The sequence below is a fragment of the Nostoc sp. genome (assembly GCF_036918245.1).
Lineage (GTDB): Bacteria > Cyanobacteriota > Cyanobacteriia > Cyanobacteriales > Nostocaceae > Nostoc.
Genome location: NZ_JBALEF010000027.1, coordinates 92,581 through 110,846, shown reverse-complemented (window position 1 = coordinate 110,846; position 18,266 = coordinate 92,581). Strand labels below are relative to the sequence as shown.

Sequence of the window (18,266 nt, the reverse complement as noted above, 5' to 3'; positions counted from 1 at the left end):
ATAAGGATAGATAGAAAACCCACGGTAGGATTGCTAGAAATAATTACGAATAGTTACAATGCGATCGCGCTACAAGTCTGCAATCAACCTCGCCTTCCTCAGAAAGAATTGCATCACAGTCTCTTCTCTAGAAATAATATCAACCGTACCCTCCATTCCCAATTGAATAGTACACTGATGTTTTTCTCTACCTAGAGAAAGGCTTTCTGGCTCAATTCTTACCTCATAGAACGCACCAACGGCTGCTATCTTTTGGTTGGCAGATGTAGTGTCAGTGGCATTAGCAGCATTCCCTTGAGGTGCAAGCGCATCCGGGGAAATCGTCTTAACTGTGCCTTTGAGAGTACCGTAGTCTGGATAAGGACAGGCAGAAACCCGCATTTGTACGTTTTGACCTTGTTTCAATTTATTTTTATCCTGAAGTGCTACTGCTGCCTTAATCTCCAAGGGAGCATCACCAGGGACAATTTGGGCAATCTCCTGTCCAGCAGGCACTGTTTGACCGGAGTTTCGCAGGTTTAATTTAGAAATAATCCCGTCTGCTGTGGCAGTAATTATAGTCTGACTGAGGTCGATATTTACCTGTTGGAGTTCGCGGGTGTCACTTTCTAGCTGTTTTTGGATTTCAATTCGTTGCTGGATTAGAGCTTGGCGTTCTTTATCTAAAGTAGCAATGTTGGCTTGACCTGTAGCTTTTTCTTGGGCAATGCGTTGAGAAGCGATCGCTATTTGTGCGTTACTGGGATTGAGGGCAGTTTGGACATTTTGCAATTTGGCTTTGGCAGCAGAGAGTGCTTGTTCTTGCTGGCGAACAGCTAGTTGTGCTTCCTCAAATTGATCTTGAGACAAGGCTCCGGCTTTAGCTACAGTCTCATAACGATTTCGCTTTGACTGGGCTGCTTTCAGACTAGCATCCGCAGCTTTGACATTGGCATCCGCTTCTTCAACATCAGTAGCGGTAGTAATAAGTTTATCTTCATAGTCCCGGCTGCGACCGCTTAATTCAGCTTCAGCACCAGCAATAACCCGGTTGATGCGCTCAGTTTCAGCTAAAACCTGGCTATTAATGGCATTAATTTGGGCGTTGATTTGAAACAGTTGTAAACGACTTTGCCCAATGTTACTTTGCAGTTGGCTCTTTTTGGTTTGTAGCTTCGAGTTGTCAATAGTGGCAATCACATCCCCTTTTTTGACAACTTGATTCTCTGCAACAAAGACCCGCGTCACCTGACCTTCGGTAGCAGCTTGCACGAGCCGCAATTCACCAGCAGGACGGACAAGTGCCTGTCCTTTAACTGTCACTTTATATTTGGTAATAGAGGCGAGTGGAACACCTAACCCCACAGCACAGACAAGAACTAGTCCGCCCCAAGTAGTCCAACGACCAAGTGGCGGGAGAAACTCGTTGTCTTGAATTGGAGGCAAGTAGTCTGAGTTAGAATGGCTAATCATGTTGTTTTATATACTGATTGTGCTGAATTTCCCGTTGGAGTTAGAGGATTTAGGCACTAAACCATTTGTAAATGGGTCAACACCGTCTAAAAAGTCTAAGTGTTCACCAGCTTGATGGCGCAGAGCCTCTGGAGTGCCTTGGATTTTCAAACGCCCTTCTTCCAGCAGTACAATCCAATCAGCCCGCCCGATGACTTTGGGGCGATGGCTAATCATAATTGTGGTTTTGCCCTGTCGATGGGAAAGCAGCCTATCTAGCAGTTTGGCTTCACTCACTGGGTCGAGAGCGCCAGTAGATTCATCTAAAATTAATATCGGCGGGTCAGTAATTATAGCTCTAGCGATCGCTAATCTCTGTCGTTGTCCACCAGAAAGATTCGCGCCAAATTCGCCTAAAACAGTTTGATACTTATCAGGCAGTTTACTAATAAACTCATCTGTACCAGCAATCTCGCAAGCTTGCACAATTTGTTCAAAGGCGATTTGAGGATAGCTGAAACGGAAGTTTTCAATAATTGAGCGACTCCAGAAGTGAGGTTCTTGAGGTACTAGCACTACCTGTTGCCGCAGACATTCCATCGAGAGGTCTTGCTGATTATAGATGCCATAGCGGATATTGCCAGATTGGAGGAAATATAAACCTGCAAGCAGTTTGGCGAGAGTGCTTTTACCACAACCGGATTTACCAATCAGACCAACGACTTGACCGCCAGGGATAATCAGCGAAAAATCTTGCAGCAAGTCAACTCTACCTGCGTGGTGGAAATTAAGGTTGGTGCAAGTAATATCTATATTGCCCTTCAGTTCTGCCCAAGGCTTTTTCTCGTCTTTATCGTCTTCTGGGGTAGCATCAATCACCTCCGTCAGGCGTTGGATGACAATCTGGGCAGTGATAAATTCATCAACTAAGCCGATGACTGAACCCAAAAAGCCGAGAAAGTTGCCACTCATGCCAGTAAACGCTAGCAACTGACCGATGCTCAAAGTACGATTAATTACCAGGTAGGAGCCTAGCCACAGTAAGGCAATACTAGTAAAAGTAGAAATAATATTAGTAATTGTGCCACTGTAAAGACCCAGCTTCATCGTACTCCAGCCCAAGTTAGCAAGCCGACCGTAATTCGCCTGATACTCTTGCCAAGCTTGGGGAGTGGCTTGGGTAGTTTTTAGTACCTGGACACCGCGAAAAGTTTCGACGAGAAAGCCTTGGTTTTCTGTACCCAAGACGATCGCATTACGGGTTTTCTGGCGCAAAGCTGGGAGAAAAAGCAGGTTGACAAAGGTGACAATCATAAAGGCAGCCAGGGAAGCCAAAGTTAGCCCCCAACTGTAAAAGAGCATGAAGCCCAAAGAAACCAAGGCGATAAAAAATTGGCTGGGTAAACCGAGGACAATTTGCGAAACTAGCTCATTGATGTGATTCACATCGGCAATCCGGCTGACTACTTCCCCACTGCGCCGTCCTTCAAAGTACGAGAGGGGCAAACGCAACAGTTGTCGTCCGTATTCTAGAATCAGTCCTAATTGCAGTCGTTGACCAAAGTGACCAATTAGATGAGATTGTACCAAACCGATCGCACTGCTAAATAGATTCATTGCGATCGCTCCAATTGCCACCACGGATAGCAGTTGGGTATCTCCCCGCACGAGTACGTCATCGGTCAACAGTTGCATCATCAATGGAGAGACAAGGGAGAGTAGCCCAATGACGATGTTAATTGCGATCGCTTGGATCAGAATAGCGCGATAGGGTAAAACCCGCATCAGATAACGCCCAAAACCACCAATTTTATCGTCTGATTGCTGATAAAAGCGGCTATCGTCTGGCGTTAGCAGCAGCATGATGCCATTGCCCCACCCCTCGCTCAACTCCTCGCGGGTGAGATAGCGGATGCCTACACCAGGGTCAGCAATTACATATTTTTTCCCTTTTTGCCCGTATAAAACGACCCAGTGGTAGCCTTTCCAGTGAATGATGGCGGGTAAAGGGGCTTTATTTAATTGATCCAGTAGTTGTGCAGAGGCTTTGACTTGACGCGTATTAAATCCTAAAGTTTCTGCACCCCGCCTCAAACCCAGCAGGCTGGTTCCCCGCGATCCTGTACCAACTACTTCCCGCATTCGACTAATGGCAAAGGTGCGTCCGTAGTGTTTGGCAATAGTGGCAATGCAAGCAGCACCACAGTCTTCTTCACTGTGTTGCAGTACAGTTTGGTATTTCATAACTTAGAACTTACGCATAGGAGAAAGTGAGTCGGGGTGAAAGCCCCGACCAGAGCTAATTTTCAAAATGATTAGAGGTGTTGACTCAACTCAAAAATGAGTAAGTAGGTCAACTTAATTAAATTCGTTAGTGCAAAAGTCGGACAAGACTAACGGTAAAAACCTGAAACCATCTTGCTAAAAGGTTGTTCGCCCTGCTATTTTAAACGTAGCTGACGACGATGGAGAATAAAAGCCTAGCCGGAAAGAGGTTCCATCTTTCACGTTCGCCGCGACAGTGATGACACCACGGTAGTTTGCAGGAATAAACCTGTCATAAGTATTCACCTGACCACCGCTAGGGCGCGGGGCATAAACGTACAAGTCGTAAGGGTTCTTAGTCAGTCGAATTGAAATGTCGTTGAATTTGCTGGTAGTTTTATACAGCGTTGGTAATATCCCAAATCCATTCGTAAGTGTGCCACTGAAATCTTTTACCGCTCCTCCTGCTACAGAAGCAGACTTGTCATCTGAAATTTCTTCAAGCAGAGAGTCTAAAGCAGCAGTCTCATTATCAACTTCCTTAACGGCAAGAGTTGCATCAATTTGTTTGAAGTATTCTTTGGTGTTTAACATTGTCACTTTCCTTCATTTCAGATTTATATTGAAATGGAATTAGTGAAAAGTTGTCTAATTCCACTTAAAGCTTCTGAGATTAAATCTATAAAGTCAAGAGTTTAAAAGTGATTTTATTTGCATAACTAAAGGACTTATGTTTTCATTATTCAAATCTTTTATATAAAAAAATACTTTGATTTTCCAAATTTGTTTTTGAACATAAAAAATTTCATGTAGGAGCGATGGTTATACGCCCCTACAGGTGTAATCAGATTTTTTGCTTCAGGTTAAAGCTAGTGTTCAACTTTGAACTTAGATTTTTGAGTGTCTGCCTATACCGGCTTAATGTACCTCGTCGATACCCACTGATTCACATCAAAAGCGACTTTACGGAATCCGTTCTTCAGAATAGCTGGTACTTGTAAGTAATTTATTTGACCGGGATACCAGCGACCAACAACTTTGTAGTTGGTGCTCGGTCCAGAACGAATGTTTAAGTAACTAGAGACACCCTTAGTCGTGTACCGGGCCAGCCCGACCCCTCCCTGCATAGTTTCTGCTTCTTCAGGTTTCAATTCAACAATTAGGAATTCATTATCAAGATAGTTGAGCGTTTCCATCATTTTCTCCTTCTCTGTTATTAGAGTTTCTTAGATTGATGTTGATGTGGAATTAGTGATGTCTTGTCTAACTCCATTTATATCTTCTAAGATTAAATCTATAAAATCAAGGCTTAAAAGCTGATTTTTTATGCATAAATCAATGACTTACGTTTTCATTATTCAAATATTTTGTATTGAGAAAATACTTTGGTTTTCCAAACTCAAGTGTTATAACCTCCTTTGACTATTCAGAATCATGAAATTTAAAACAGAGGCTATATCTTTTTCCTTTCTGGTTTTTCAGTACGCCAAGGCTTAAAAAGCTGTACTTATGCTAATTCACTGGATAATTATGAAGTTTTGTAACAAGTTGTGGAATTCATAGACTTTTGATTCCGATAAGTAAGCAGAGGTTCGCAAAGAAGCTAAACGAACTTCCAAAGAGTGCAAGTTCTACCAAGGAGAATCGTTATGGAAAATCCAGGTCTTTGCTTAACACCTTTTCAGCGCAGATATCTACTGAAAAGCTTAGGAACCGACTTACGTCCAGAATACCGCCGTCGCATTGAAATTATGCTGCTTTGCGATGCAGGTGAATCTCAGGCTCAAATCTGTGAAGCTTTGGGATGTTCTCAAGAGACTGCACGCTACTGGATTACGATCGCCCAAACAGGACAGGCTCAAAAATGGAGCGATCGCTTGATGGGACGGCCTAAAACTGTGAGTGAGCAATACCTCGTTCGCTTGAAAGAATTGGTAAGCCATAGTCCGCGCCTTGTTGGCTATTCATTTGAACGCTGGACAGCACAATGGTTAAGCAAGCATTTAGCAAAAGAATTGGGAATTAAGGTCAGCAGTTGCCACATTAACCGTTTGCTCAAGGAAATGGGGCTTTCCACCCGACCAAAAGGCAATACAACTAACCAAAAAACCTCACACCAAAAAGATTTTAGCATCGCATACCGAGCCTAGAGGTAGGGTGTTGACTTTGTAGGGAAATTGCTGAATAAAACTTCCAGGACTTACGCAACTGGCACAATGCGATCGCAACTTTATAGTACAAAAGTCTTACAAAGAGGAAGTTTAGAAAGTACTAAAGTTTTGAAATAGGCAATACCTACGGTGAGCTACGCTAACGCACTTCATACAGCGATCGCAATTTGAGAATATCTTGCCATTCAAGCTCGGTGAATGGTTGGGTAACTAGTTCTATGCCAAAATACTGTTTTGCCGTTTCTGTCAATGTATCCACAATCTTGAGAATCCAGCCATCCTCTTGGTGTGTGTTGCAAAGTGAGGTATTCCACGGAGTCGGTTGTTCAAAGATTTCCTGAAATAAACCTTTGTCTGTAGACAAAATCATCGAGCCGTGTTGAAGAATGGTATTTCTTCCCTTACGTTGGGCGCTACCAATAAATTTACTTCCATCGGCAGTAACTAAGTCAGCTGCTGTTGCTGTGTTGAAACAACTGGGATTATGAATGTAACCCCGTCCAGCAGAACCATAACTTAACTCAATACCCAACTTTTGCCAGCCTTGGATCAAAAAGTTACAGATTTTTTCATAAATACCCCAGCTTTTTCCAGTACTAGCTGAGGTAATCAGGGCATAGCTTAAATCTCCTTGGTGGAGAACAGCTCGACCTCCCGTTGGCCGACGAACTAGATCGAGTGGCTGTCCCTGGTAAATCAGATTATGCCACTCGGTAGGCCATTGTTTTTGCAGATGTCCCAAGGAGAGAGCATAGGGGCACCAGGTATAAAAACGCAAGGTAGGCGGGTGTTGTCCGTTTTCGCATTGGTTGAACAACCAAGCATCGATCGCCATTTGCACTGCTCCTGATGTCTGAAGCATTGGGACGAAACGCCAGGTGGATGGTGATTCTGTTGCTAGTTGTTTCATCGGTTTCGGACTCTGGAAAGATATTGATATCCTAATACCAGTATTTAATAATACTTTTGTTTCAGATGATCAGGAAAAATCTGTTCATGAATTTCATCAAAATGATCTCTCAGTTCGCGATCCGTTCCGCAATTACTCTGGTACTGGCTATGACTTTGTTTTTTACCAACCTTTTTTGGCCAGCCGCAAGTGAAGTGATCGCTCAGGCGCTACCCGTACAGACTAACCACGCACAAAGCAATCAGTCTTGGCTAACTGGCATTCTGCAACTAGCCTTGGCAAACAATTCCTAGCAACCTGAAATATCCCTCTTCTGTCACTTTCCGGGAGGGAAATCTCTAGAAGCTTTATCAGTCAATCAATACAAGCTATCCTATTATAAAAACTTGGTTATAACGCTTCTCGTTTGCGTGAGGTACACCCCTAGGGGCACGGCACTGCCGTGCCCCTACACCCCGCGATATAATATTGTACCGCATCTGAATGGGAACCGCTATATTGTATTTGTTATTAGGAAAAATCTTGCGATGCCTGCGGCGGGCAAAGCCATCGCTTCGTATACAAAAGCTCTAAAATTCAGAAATGGCAAAAGTTTTCGGAGAGTGACACAAGAGGGATATTACTAGTAAGGGCCTGAGCAAGAATATGTAACTATGAACAAAGATAAACATATTTTTTCATAATTTTGATGAATAAAGGTAGTACCTGAAAATGATGAAATCCCCAAGGAGTTACTACGATGCTAAGTTTGGACAGATGAGAATCGAAGATAACCAATGGACTTTAGCACAATGTGCTGTTTTGGGCGATCGCCGTGTACGGATTTGTGTGGATTTTGAACAGGGGCAGATTGGCGAACTTTCATCGCTTCAGCGTGAAGCTATTCGGCAAGCTCTAGCCTTGCCACCCGATGTGTTACGCATCACTACTCCTCTGGTGCTGCAAAATTATGATGTATATCGTGAGATGATGGGAGATTTGGAAATGCCGCCGCTGGCTAATCCCATTCAGATCTGGGATCAGGTGACTTTCTCATATATCTATGTGCCGCCCCACGTTGAGTATGAGCTGCATATTGCTACTTTTGAGTTGATAGCTGAGTGTGACTGGGAGCCAGAACACGGCTTAGAAGTGCGCTTTCGCAATGGAGTAGCAGACGATGCAGATCAGATAGGTGAAACAGGACGGTAAAAACTATCTTGTTTGTGAGCTGATGCATTTATGAGGGCAGCACATTGAAGAAATAACAAGGACGGCAAGATTTTCAAAAAAGCGTCGTCGTAACTGGCCTCTAAAAATTACCTTGAGCCGAAACATAGCAGTTTCAGACAAAGAACGTCGATGATAGCCGCTCTCTTGTTTACATTGCTTGCGATCAACTTGACGCAATCGACGCAGATTTTCATCTCTTGGATGAGGCAGTGCTTTACAGGACGTATGTTGTTGAATTTTATGCAAACAATAGCCGAAAAGAAAGATTTTCACGTAGGGGCAATTCATCAATTATCCCTACTTCCCGCAAAATTGAAAATCTAAAATTCCGTGATGACAAAATCAAATAATTGATGTGCCATTTCTAATTTAGAACAAGGTGCAATTTCTACCTGATTTCCTTGACTATCTAAAAATATGGCTTGATTATTATCACTCCCAAAACCACTATCAGGTTGATCGATGGGATTGGCAACGATCGCATCTAATTTTTTCTTCTGTAATTTTTCTAATGCAAGATTGACAATATCTCCAGTTTGTGCTGCAAAACCAATTAATATTTGATGTGACTGTTTGAGTTCTGCTAATTGGGCGACTATATCCGGTACGGGTTCCAAGGGTAAAGCTTGGGGGAGCGATCGCTTGGGCAATTTCTCTGTACTATAATCTCGTGGCTTCACATCGGCCACGGCTGCTGACATCACAATTACATCAGCCTTGGGTAAACATTCCACCATGACGTGCTGCATTTCGTCTGCACTAACAACGGGAATCGCTTGCACTCCCAATGGTACATCCCAATTAGCTGGGGCATGTACCAGAGTAACGTTTGCCCCTCGGTGAAGTGCTGCTTGAGATAGTGCCAATCCCATTTTACCTGTGGAAGGATTACCAATAAACCTCACTGGGTCAAGAAACTCTCGCGTTCCCCCAGCGCTAATTAACACTCGTTTACCTGCTAAATCTCGTTTGCCTTGAGTGTGTAACAACGATTGGATGTGAGCCAAAATTTCTGGAGGTTCTGCTAATCTACCAGCACCGATGCGATCGCACGCTAATAACCCTGATGCTGTACTCATTCCATGATATCGGCTATCTGTCAATAACTGTTGCCAATTCCGTTGCACCGATCGCTGTTCCCACATATCAGTATTCATTGCGGGTGCTAACAGCACGGGGCAAGTAGAAGCCAGCACGGTATTTGTGAGTAAATTATCCGCCATTCCGTAGGCTAATTTTGCTAATGTATTAGCTGTCAAAGGGGCAATTACCATCACATCTGCCCATTCACCCAACTGAATATGCAACGGACGAGAGTGAGTTGGTTGCCAAAAATCATCATCTGTGTAGGCGGGATGACGAGATAGAGTGGCTATTGTCAGAGGCGTGATAAATTTTTGCGCCGAACGAGTGAGGATGACTCGGACTTCCACCCCGGTTTTAAACAGCGTCGAAACCAGTTCACAGATTTTGTAGGCGGCGATACCGCCACCTACACCAATGAGAACCCTGTTCAATTTTGGATTAGTCATGGTAAAAAGTTAGGAGTAAGTAGTAACTTAGGAGCAAGTAGTTACGAATATTAATTTCCAACTCCTAATTCCTGTAGAGACGCGATTAATCGCGTCTCTCCTAACTCTCAACCTCAACTACGCTTCATCGTAAGGTTCCAAGTCTAAGAGGTAGATATAGGGTTCAACTAACTCTGGACGCTGAAATGCGATCGCTCGCAATAGATGCCAATCATTTAAACCCTCAAAAGCATTACTATAATTATCCAGTTCCAGACGTGTAGCTAGTTCTTCTACTTCTACTGCACTCATGGCAGCAATTTCTTTTTGGGAAATGCTTAGAGTTGTCATAATACTTGCCCCTCCCTTATCCAGCACTCGCCTTCAGCATGGGTTAAGTTGCGCTCTTTCACAGCCACCCAATATATATTACTCATTAGAAGTCATTAAGTTCGTGAAAATTGTCAGAATTTGTACCAGAATTTATAAAAAATTCGTAATCCTGACTAAGCAATTGTATTTACAACGAAATTTCGTAGCACCTCTAACGTTTTTGGATCTATTTCATGCCCCATATCAAATTCGTGGTATTCTACTGCCACTCCTAGAGACTTTAGAGTTTCTCGTGCCTTCAAAGCAGCTTGCAGGGGCACAACTTCATCATATTTACCGTGAGTGATTAAAGTCGGCGGAATCCCACTTTTAGCTGCCGTTAGTGCGTCAGGATGTAAATACCCGCTCATGACAACTAAACCTGCTAAGGGCAATTTTGAGCCGACATCTAAAGTCATTGCTCCGCCTTGAGAAAATCCACTCAAAATGGTACGTGACAAAGGTATACCAGTGGTACTTTCTAAAGATTCCAAGAAATCTGTTAGCAGTTGCCGACTTTCTGCCAAACCTTGATACATATTTTCTACCCGCAGGTCATACCATGCCCTCCCTATAGGGGAATAGGGATAAGGAAGAGGTGCATTAGGCAATATAAACTGGTAATCGGGTAAGTTGAGCAAGGGTAACAAAGATGCTACATCCTCTGCATTAGCACCCCAGCCATGCAAAGTGACAATTAAGCCTGCTGGGGGTTGAGAAGTGGCTGTGGGAACGGTAATAGCTTGTAAAGACAGAGGTTTACTCCTAAAATTCTACTTTTGTACATAGATCCTATCTCTTCAAGTGGACTTAGTATTTAGCGGCATTTGCTGCTTGCCTAAAGAATACCTACGTCGTCAAGTAATTTATGGAAAACACAAATCGGCAGTTTTGAGTGAACCGCGATTCACACCGATGATAGTAGTGGAATCATGATGCGCCAAGAAGACTTTATTTTAAAGCCAGCCAATGAGGCTTCTGTAGTTTTTCGCACCCGAATGTTTTTAGGACGGGAGTAGCAATATTGTTTACAAACTTTCTCTGGTAAAGAACTCCAGACGCGATCGCTCGCTATAATTGCATTGATAAATCGGATGCGAGTTACTATTTTAGACACCTCGCAATCCGACTATTTTCTACTTTCTCTACTTAGAGTGATAGAGCGCTAATCACGATTAAACAACCACAAAATTGTTTTTGGTTAGTGACAACCCACTTAAAAGTTGTCCAAATTGTACCTGAGTAAAAGCACTCGCACTGCCATCTCGATCAAAGAACAATGCACCTGTAACATCGTTGTAAATAAATCGCTGAGTGCTAGTGGTTGCAGATGCTCCGATGCTAAACTGACTTGTCTGAAGTGAACCGATTGATAACCCGCCACCAAAACCAGCAGCCGATACCCGAATCAGTTCATTAGTCGCGTTGAAGTCATAAATTCTATCAATGCCTTCATTGAAACTATTGAAAACAAAGGTATCAGTACCAGATCCTCCAATTAAGCTATCGTTACCGTTGCCACCTATAAGGATATCATTGCCACCATTACCGTTGAGGGTATCATTCCCATTGCCCCCCAGAATATTGTCATCGTACTGTGTACCTGTGATATCTAATTGTTCGATATTCTTGTAGCTAACCTGATTCGTGCCAGCCGTAATCGATCCTTCGTTAGCAATTGCATTGAATGTCGAAGTGATTCCCTTGCCCCCGAAATCATCTTTGTCGTGGACGATCAACAAATCGTCACCTGCGCCCCCATCTATTGTGTCATTGCCACTAATAAGCTCAACCGTATAAGGTTCACGAGATCCGCCATCGAAAGAATAGTTTCCTATTATCGTATCGTTGCCATTGCTCCCCACAATCAAATCATCGTACTCTGTACCTGAAATATTTAATCGTTCAATATTCTTGTAGCTAACCTGATCTGTGCCTGATGTAATCGAGCCAGTATTAGTAGTAGTATCGAAAGTTGAAGTGATTCCCTCGCCACCTTTGTAGGACAACAAATCATCACCTGTGCCCCCATCTATTGTATCATTGGCATTGTAGCCGTAGCCCGGATCGAGCGTATCATTGCCATTGCTCCCCACAATATTGTCATCGTAGGATGTACCTAAGATATTTAATCGCTCGATATTCTTGTAGCTAACGCGATTCGTGCCTGCCGTAATTGTTCCAATATTAGTATTTGCATTGAAAGTCGAAATGATTCCCTCGGTAGCATCAGTAGAAAAGCTCAACAAATCGTCACCTATTCCCCCATTTACAGTATCATTTCCATTCGTGCCCGGATCGAGCGTATCATTGCCATTGTTCCCCACAATATTGTCATCGTATTGTGTACCTTTGATATTTAATCGCTCAATATTCTTGTAGTTAACTAGTCTCGTACCTGCCGTAATTGTTCCAATATTAGTAGTAGGATTGAAAGTCGAAGTAATTCCCCCGGCAGCACTTGTGTCATCGAGGTTCAACACATCGTCACCTATTCCCCCATCTACCGTATCATTGCCACTCGCGTCATTGACGATCAACAAATCGTCACCTGTTCCCCCATATACCGTATCATTGCCACTCAAGCCCGAATTGAGCGTATCATTGCCGTTGCTCCCCACAATCAAGTCATCGTACTGTGTACCTTTGATATTTAATCGCTCAATATTCTTGTAGTTAACCAGTGACGTGCCTAACGTAATTGAGCCAATATTAGTAATAGGATTAAAAGTCGAAGTTATTCCCTTCCTAGTCGTATCATAGTAAAAATTGTTTTTGGTGTTATAGTACAATAAATCTTCACCTTTACCTCCATCAATCGTATCATTGGGACTACTGCCATTGTAGTCGTAGGAGAAGTCGTAGAAGAATGTATCGTTGCCGTCATCACCATTCAACAGGTTATTGCCTTTTGAAAAGTCAACAATCAAATAATCGTCACCAGCGCCACCGTTGAGGGTATTGTTACCAGAGGAGTAATAGTTGTTCGCGGCGCGATTTTCATAGCCTGAGGCAGAAAGAGTATCGTTGCCATTATCTCCAGAGAGCAGGTGATTGCCTCCTACAAAAAGATCAAGATTTGAAGAACCAACATCCAGGCGATCGTCGCCACTACCACCAAAAAGGGTGTCATTGTCTGTACCACCAAAGAGGTTATCATTGCCTGCATCACCCCACAAGAGGTCATCCCCTTCACCACCCTGAAGTGAGTCATTTCCTTCACCACCTTTAAGTAAGTCATCCCCTTCACCACCCTGAAGTGAGTCATCCCCTTTACCACCAATGAGAGTATCATTGCCCGTACCACCGCGTAGCAGGTCGTTACCACTCAAACCATCGATTTTGTCATTACCCGCCTGACCATTCACCACATCATTTGAGTTGTCTAAACCTATAATGTTGTTGTCAAGGTCATTGAGGAATGTCACAGTGTTCTTGTTGAACAGGTTAGTTTGAGTAGAGTTGGCATTAAACACATCAAAATTGTCGGTGATGCTGGTTTGTCCATCAAACAGGATATTGCCAATAGCAGGTCGTGAAGAAATTGCTGGCAGATTATCCAGGTTTTCTAATTTGAAGTTTTGAAGAATGATTTTTGGATAAGCGTACGGTGAATAAGCGCCCACTTCAAAGGTGATTTCCAGATTGCTGCCATTCTGAGTAAGCAGCAGATTTTGGGCAGTAAAACCATCGCCGAATTGGATGGTATCCACTTCAGCAATAACTGCTGCTGAGGGAGTTATGCCCTTACCCACGCCACCGAAATCAGTAATAGTATCGATGTTGCTATTAGAGTAAGGATAGCTTAAGTTGTAGATAAATTTATCCTTGCCACCGCCACCAGTCAGAAGATCGTTGTCCTGATCGCTTGAGGTAGTAGTATCACCATTACCGTTAATTGTATCGTCGCTGTTAGTCCCTAGTAGGGTATCATTCCCGTTGGTTCCAATGATATTTGCCATAACTTTTTCTTACCTGAATTGATTTTTTGAGTAAATTAAGTTCTCAAGTTGCAGTTAGTGCTATTTGAACGCACAAAAATTAGCCAAATGTTGACGTTTCGACATTATTACTCTTGCAAAAGTCCCTAATACCCCACCCCCAACCCCTCCCCGCAAGCGGGGAGGGGAGACAAAGCGTAGCTTTGGCGGGGTGGGGTTCTTATTTTGGATTTATGCAAGAGGTCTATTCTTTAATGTCACCCTTGAGGGTTACGAATTTTTCTTTGAGAATTCTCCCTTTGATTGGCTTTTACGTAGCACTTATCTAACTACCTGGTATTACCTAAGTCTTACACACTATACAAATTAATGAAGGTCGTTGTGGGTTATTGCTTGTGGATGTTTAGCTTGAAAATAGAAATATATCTAAATAACCCGATAATAACTCAATACCGAATATTTACTTAGATGTCTATATAAAAATAAAAACCTTTGCATACTCTTCATATTATTTGCTGATAAATTTATAGATTCAGAGCCTATCCGAAAACCAAAACGGGTTAAAAAATAATCCAAACAAGCGAAATGTAGCATCGCTAAGTAGTTATCCACCTTCTTCTTTTTGCTAGCCCAAACTTTTCAATGTCAAAGGAGTTACGGAGAACCTGTTAACCTTTTTTCGATACCACGTCACTACTGGATCTCAGAATGATTCCTAAAAGTCTTGAAGTGAACGAAGGCTTATGTAAAACTTAAGATCCTTTGCTTCCAGCCTACTTTTAAGGAATTGATCGATGGTGCGTCTAGCCCTGCTGAGTGTATCTAACAAAACCGGTTTAATTGACCTAGCCCGTAGCTTGGTTGAAGAATTTGACTTTGATTTAATCAGCAGTGGGGGAACAGCCCGAGCAATCAAAGATGCGGGACTCCCTGTTACCAAAGTTGCAGATTACACAGGTTCACCAGAAATTTTAGGTGGTCGAGTCAAAACGCTTCATCCCCGGATTCACGGCGGAATTTTGGCGCGGCGAGACGTTCCCCAAGATATTACAGATTTAGAAAATAACCAAATTCGCCCGATTGATTTAGTAGTTGTGAATTTATATCCTTTTGAGGAAACGATCGCTAAACCAGGGGTAACATTAGCTGAAGCCGTTGAACAGATTGATATCGGTGGGCCAGCAATGCTACGGGCATCATCGAAAAACTTCGCCCATCTCGCTGTATTATGCGATCCAGCACAGTATGACGAGTATTTGGAAGAATTGCGGCAAAATAACGGCGTAGCATCCCTGGAGTTTCGGCAAAAGGCGGCATTAAAAGGATTTTCGCATACTGCTAGTTACGATCAAGCGATAGCGCAAGCGCTGACTTGTCAGTTCGCATCTTATCTCGCAGAAGCAGAGCAGTACACCCTTAGCGGCACACAATTACAATCTCTGCGTTACGGCGAAAACCCCCATCAACCCGCCGTCTGGTATCAAATTGGTGCTACTCCAACGGGATGGGCAGCTGCGACAAAACTGCAAGGGAAAGAACTTAGTTACAATAATTTAGTTGATTTAGAAGCCGCACGCCGAATTATTGCTGAGTTCACTGATACCCCAGCCGCAACGATTATCAAACATACAAATCCCTGTGGTACGGCACTGGGAAGCACAATTTCCGAAGCTTACCAAAAAGCTTTCAATGCAGATTCTACTTCCGCCTTTGGTGGAATTGTCGCACTCAACCGTCCGATTGATGCTGCTACAGCTAGCGAGTTAACTAAAACATTTTTAGAGTGTGTGGTTGCACCAAGTTGTGATGCAGAAGCTCAAGAAATTCTTGCCAAAAAATCTAACGTGCGGGTCTTGACTTTAGCAGATTTGAGCAGTGGCCCTAATGATACAGTGAAAGCGATCGCAGGTGGTTTTCTTATCCAAACTAGCGATGACATCATTGCTGATACTAGTCAATGGCAGATAGTCACTGAACGTCAACCCACACCAGACGAATTAGCCGAATTGCTGTTTGCGTGGAAAGTTTGCAAACATGTAAAATCTAATGCCATTGTTGTGACAAGCGATCGCACTACACTAGGAGTAGGTGCTGGTCAAATGAACCGCGTCGGCTCAGTTAAGATTGCCCTAGAACAAGCTGGAGAAAAAGCCAAAGGTGCAACTCTCGCCAGCGATGGATTTTTCCCCTTTGATGATTCAGTTAAAACAGCCGCAGCAGCAGGAATTACAGCCATTGTCCAACCAGGGGGAAGTTTGCGCGATAAAGATTCAATCAAGGCTGCTAACGAACTGGGTTTGCTGATGGTCTTAACTGGTGTACGTCACTTTTTACACTAAGTTAGCGATCGTAAGGTGTACACTTTTAAAAGTGTCACTCAATATACTTGCCCTTTGATAGAAGCAGTGATATCCTTTATTTGTGTGTGAGGAGCAAGTTAAAAATAAAAAGCGCCTGGGGTGGAAACACGGCAACACTCCCAAGCGCTTTTTAATTGGGCAGAAATTAGATCGCTTGTACAGTTTTGAAAGTCTCACTCAATATACTTGACCTTTGATAGAGGTAGTGATAATCTTGAGTCGTGTGTGAGGAGCAAGTTAAAAATAAAAAGCGTTTGGGGTGGAAACACGGCAACACTCCCAGGCGCTTTTTAATTTGTCAGAAATTGGATTGCTTATGCAGTTTTGAAAATGTCACTCAATATACTTGCCATTTGATAGAAGTAGTGATATGGTTTATTTGTGTGTGAGGAGCAAGTTAAGAATAAAAAAATGTCTGGGGTGGAAACACGGCAACACTCCCAGGCATTTTTTTATTTACGTACAGAAATTATAGAAATTAACGCTTCCAAAACAATTTTCATACATATTTTTACTTCCAGTTAAAGACACGAATATTGTTAAAGTTAATCACGTCAACTTCTACACTCTGAAGATAATTTGCTAGCTTGAAGTCATCAGTTAGTACAAGATACTTACCTTTAGATAAAGTCAGGATTCCACTGTCAGTAAGTCCGAATTTCCAAAATTTTTCAGTATTAACAGCATCTAAACTCTTTACATAGTATTCATCCAACATATCAACATTTTGAACAAATAGAGCAAATATTGCAAAGCACTGAGAACGTTCAGGTTCAACAAGTTTATCGACAAAGTTAGAGACTTCAGTCAAAATATTTGGGGTTGTTACAAGTTTCCGAAATTTGCTAATGATTATTAGCAAAAGATCATAATCTTCTGGTATAAATTGCTGCGTTCGATTAAATCGGGTTATTCTTTCTCGATTGACCGTCCCAACAAAGTAAAGAAGTAGGATATTTGTATCAATTAAAATTCCTTTTTGGTGATAACGACGAATTAAGGAATTAATTACATCTTTCATACTTGTCTAATTTTCATTGCTTCTACTTCACCAGTTTGAGAATTTACTTTAAAAAGTTTGTATTCTCGTTCATACAACACAGGGGTAGAAGCAAGAGAGATAGGAATTAAGTCTTCCAATCGGCTTTTAGGAGGTTTTTTAGGAATATCAAATCCTAAAGTAATCAACCAGAAGCTTTTATCCTCAGAAAGTTCTACTTCTTCAAGTCTCAAATCTCCTAATGAAGAACCCATGATGTCTTGTATGGATTTTATGTATTGATATGCAGCGTTTACTGCTGTTTTGACATCAATCATAATTTTAATTACTTCCTAACCTAATTTGCTAATTTTACACTTTATTATAGTAATTTAACCTTAGTGACTGTTAGTTTATTAACACATAAATAACAATATCTACTTTATCATTTTTTTTAGATCCTTTTAAAAAAAATCAATTGAGTAAATCTTAATAGTGGAAAACATTTTGTAAAAAATCTATAATTTGTATTGGTTTGCGGAGAATAGTAACTTGCTGGTTTAGCATTACTTAACTCAGTTTTTATAGAATTCCACGACGACGAATAATTGGGTATGACCAAATATATTTGAGAAATTACCAGTTCAATCTTTCAGGATAATCTGATGTCATATCAGGTCTAGATTGTCTAGCATACATGAAGCGACATTTAATCACTTGCGACAAACATAAAAGCCGGGGAAAATCCAAAAAAATTACCGTGTCTGCAATCGATAAACGAATGTCGAGAGTACCGCTATAGTTACCATCCATAATCCAAGATTCTCGTCGGGTTAGGTCTTGGATTATGCTCTGCCATTCAGTTTTTGGAGTCTCAACCCAACCAGGATTCCAGTACCAAGCATCTAAGTGAATCACTTCTAAACCTAAGATGGTTCCCAGTTCGCGGGCTAGGGTAGATTTACCAGCACCCCCAGAACCAATGATTAAGATTTTCTTCACCTTAGATGTGCATCTCCCTTTTCAACCTCAAGAGGTAAGCATTACTCACCCAAATAACCGTCTTCAGGGCAACTCAATACGCCGCTACAATAGTACCACTACAAGGATTATG

General features: G+C 42.2%; 16 protein-coding genes and 2 pseudogenes. 4 read left to right on the top strand and 14 right to left on the bottom strand.

Annotated features, from left to right (window positions below; all coding sequences use genetic code 11):
* Positions 1-69 precede the first annotated feature (69 nt).
* From V7L12_RS06275 to V7L12_RS06260, 4 genes are all read right to left on the bottom strand, one after another.
* Positions 70-1,452, bottom strand: a complete 1,383-nt coding sequence (locus V7L12_RS06275; RefSeq protein WP_335083063.1) for an HlyD family secretion protein — start codon at positions 1,450-1,452, stop codon at positions 70-72.
* A gap of 6 nt (positions 1,453-1,458) precedes the next feature.
* Positions 1,459-3,675, bottom strand: coding sequence for a peptidase domain-containing ABC transporter (locus V7L12_RS06270; protein WP_335083061.1), 2,217 nt, complete (start codon positions 3,673-3,675; stop codon positions 1,459-1,461).
* A 177-nt stretch (positions 3,676-3,852) separates the two neighbouring features.
* Positions 3,853-4,290, bottom strand: a complete 438-nt coding sequence (locus V7L12_RS06265; protein WP_335083059.1) for a hypothetical protein — start codon at positions 4,288-4,290, stop codon at positions 3,853-3,855.
* Between the two features lie 314 nt (positions 4,291-4,604).
* A complete protein-coding gene (locus tag V7L12_RS06260) occupies positions 4,605-4,895 on the bottom strand; it encodes an SH3 domain-containing protein (RefSeq protein ID WP_335083057.1) in 291 nt (96 codons plus the stop codon).
* Between the two features lie 450 nt (positions 4,896-5,345).
* Here V7L12_RS06260 and V7L12_RS06255 point away from each other — a divergent pair, with 450 nt between their 5' ends.
* Positions 5,346-5,846, top strand: coding sequence for a helix-turn-helix domain-containing protein (locus tag V7L12_RS06255; protein WP_335083055.1), 501 nt, complete (start codon positions 5,346-5,348; stop codon positions 5,844-5,846).
* Positions 5,847-6,006: 160 nt separating this feature from the next.
* Here V7L12_RS06255 and V7L12_RS06250 read toward each other — a convergent pair whose 3' ends face one another.
* Positions 6,007-6,777, bottom strand: coding sequence for a lipoate--protein ligase family protein (locus V7L12_RS06250; RefSeq protein ID WP_335083053.1), 771 nt, complete (start codon positions 6,775-6,777; stop codon positions 6,007-6,009).
* Positions 6,778-6,863: 86 nt separating this feature from the next.
* Here V7L12_RS06250 and V7L12_RS06245 point away from each other — a divergent pair, with 86 nt between their 5' ends.
* Entirely contained in the window at positions 6,864-7,070 is a 207-nt protein-coding gene (locus V7L12_RS06245; RefSeq protein WP_335083051.1) for a hypothetical protein, read from the top strand.
* A gap of 418 nt (positions 7,071-7,488) precedes the next feature.
* Positions 7,489-7,968, top strand: coding sequence for a DUF6985 domain-containing protein (locus V7L12_RS06240; protein WP_335083049.1), 480 nt, complete (start codon positions 7,489-7,491; stop codon positions 7,966-7,968).
* Here V7L12_RS06240 and V7L12_RS06235 read toward each other — a convergent pair.
* The 6 genes and pseudogenes from V7L12_RS06235 to V7L12_RS06210 all read right to left on the bottom strand — a co-directional run.
* Positions 7,944-8,229 (bottom strand): annotated as a pseudogene (locus V7L12_RS06235) (hypothetical protein); the annotation flags it as partial. The gene V7L12_RS06240 and the pseudogene V7L12_RS06235 sit on opposite strands and share 25 nt — an antisense overlap.
* 80 nt (positions 8,230-8,309) lie before the next feature.
* Positions 8,310-9,521 (bottom strand): bifunctional phosphopantothenoylcysteine decarboxylase/phosphopantothenate--cysteine ligase CoaBC, encoded by a 1,212-nt coding sequence (gene coaBC / locus V7L12_RS06230; protein WP_335083047.1) that lies wholly within the window; start codon positions 9,519-9,521, stop codon positions 8,310-8,312.
* A gap of 117 nt (positions 9,522-9,638) precedes the next feature.
* Positions 9,639-9,851 (bottom strand): protein IsiD, encoded by a 213-nt coding sequence (gene isiD / locus V7L12_RS06225; RefSeq protein ID WP_094351471.1) that lies wholly within the window; start codon positions 9,849-9,851, stop codon positions 9,639-9,641.
* Positions 9,852-10,006: 155 nt separating this feature from the next.
* Positions 10,007-10,612, bottom strand: coding sequence for an alpha/beta hydrolase (locus V7L12_RS06220; RefSeq protein WP_442947872.1), 606 nt, complete (start codon positions 10,610-10,612; stop codon positions 10,007-10,009).
* A gap of 167 nt (positions 10,613-10,779) precedes the next feature.
* Positions 10,780-10,989, bottom strand: coding sequence for a hypothetical protein (locus V7L12_RS06215; RefSeq protein ID WP_335083045.1), 210 nt, complete (start codon positions 10,987-10,989; stop codon positions 10,780-10,782).
* Between the two features lie 58 nt (positions 10,990-11,047).
* Positions 11,048-13,834 (bottom strand): annotated as a pseudogene (locus V7L12_RS06210) (calcium-binding protein); the annotation flags it as partial.
* 773 nt (positions 13,835-14,607) lie between these two features.
* Here V7L12_RS06210 and purH point away from each other — a divergent pair.
* The gene (purH, locus tag V7L12_RS06205) at positions 14,608-16,152 is read left to right on the top strand and encodes a bifunctional phosphoribosylaminoimidazolecarboxamide formyltransferase/IMP cyclohydrolase (RefSeq protein ID WP_335083041.1); all 1,545 of its coding nucleotides are present in this window, start codon (positions 14,608-14,610) and stop codon (positions 16,150-16,152) included.
* Positions 16,153-16,684: 532 nt separating this feature from the next.
* On the opposite strand, the gene V7L12_RS06200 is transcribed toward purH, so the two are convergent.
* The 3 genes from V7L12_RS06200 to V7L12_RS06190 form a co-directional block, all read right to left on the bottom strand.
* Positions 16,685-17,194, bottom strand: coding sequence for a PIN domain-containing protein (locus V7L12_RS06200; protein WP_335083039.1), 510 nt, complete (start codon positions 17,192-17,194; stop codon positions 16,685-16,687).
* Entirely contained in the window at positions 17,191-17,490 is a 300-nt protein-coding gene (locus tag V7L12_RS06195) for a hypothetical protein (RefSeq protein ID WP_335083037.1), read from the bottom strand. Before V7L12_RS06195 ends, V7L12_RS06200 begins: the two co-directional genes overlap by 4 nt.
* Positions 17,491-17,788: 298 nt before the next feature.
* On the bottom strand, positions 17,789-18,154 hold the full coding sequence (locus tag V7L12_RS06190; RefSeq protein ID WP_335083035.1) for an AAA family ATPase: 366 nt from the start codon (positions 18,152-18,154) through the stop codon (positions 17,789-17,791).
* Positions 18,155-18,266: the final 112 nt, after the last annotated feature.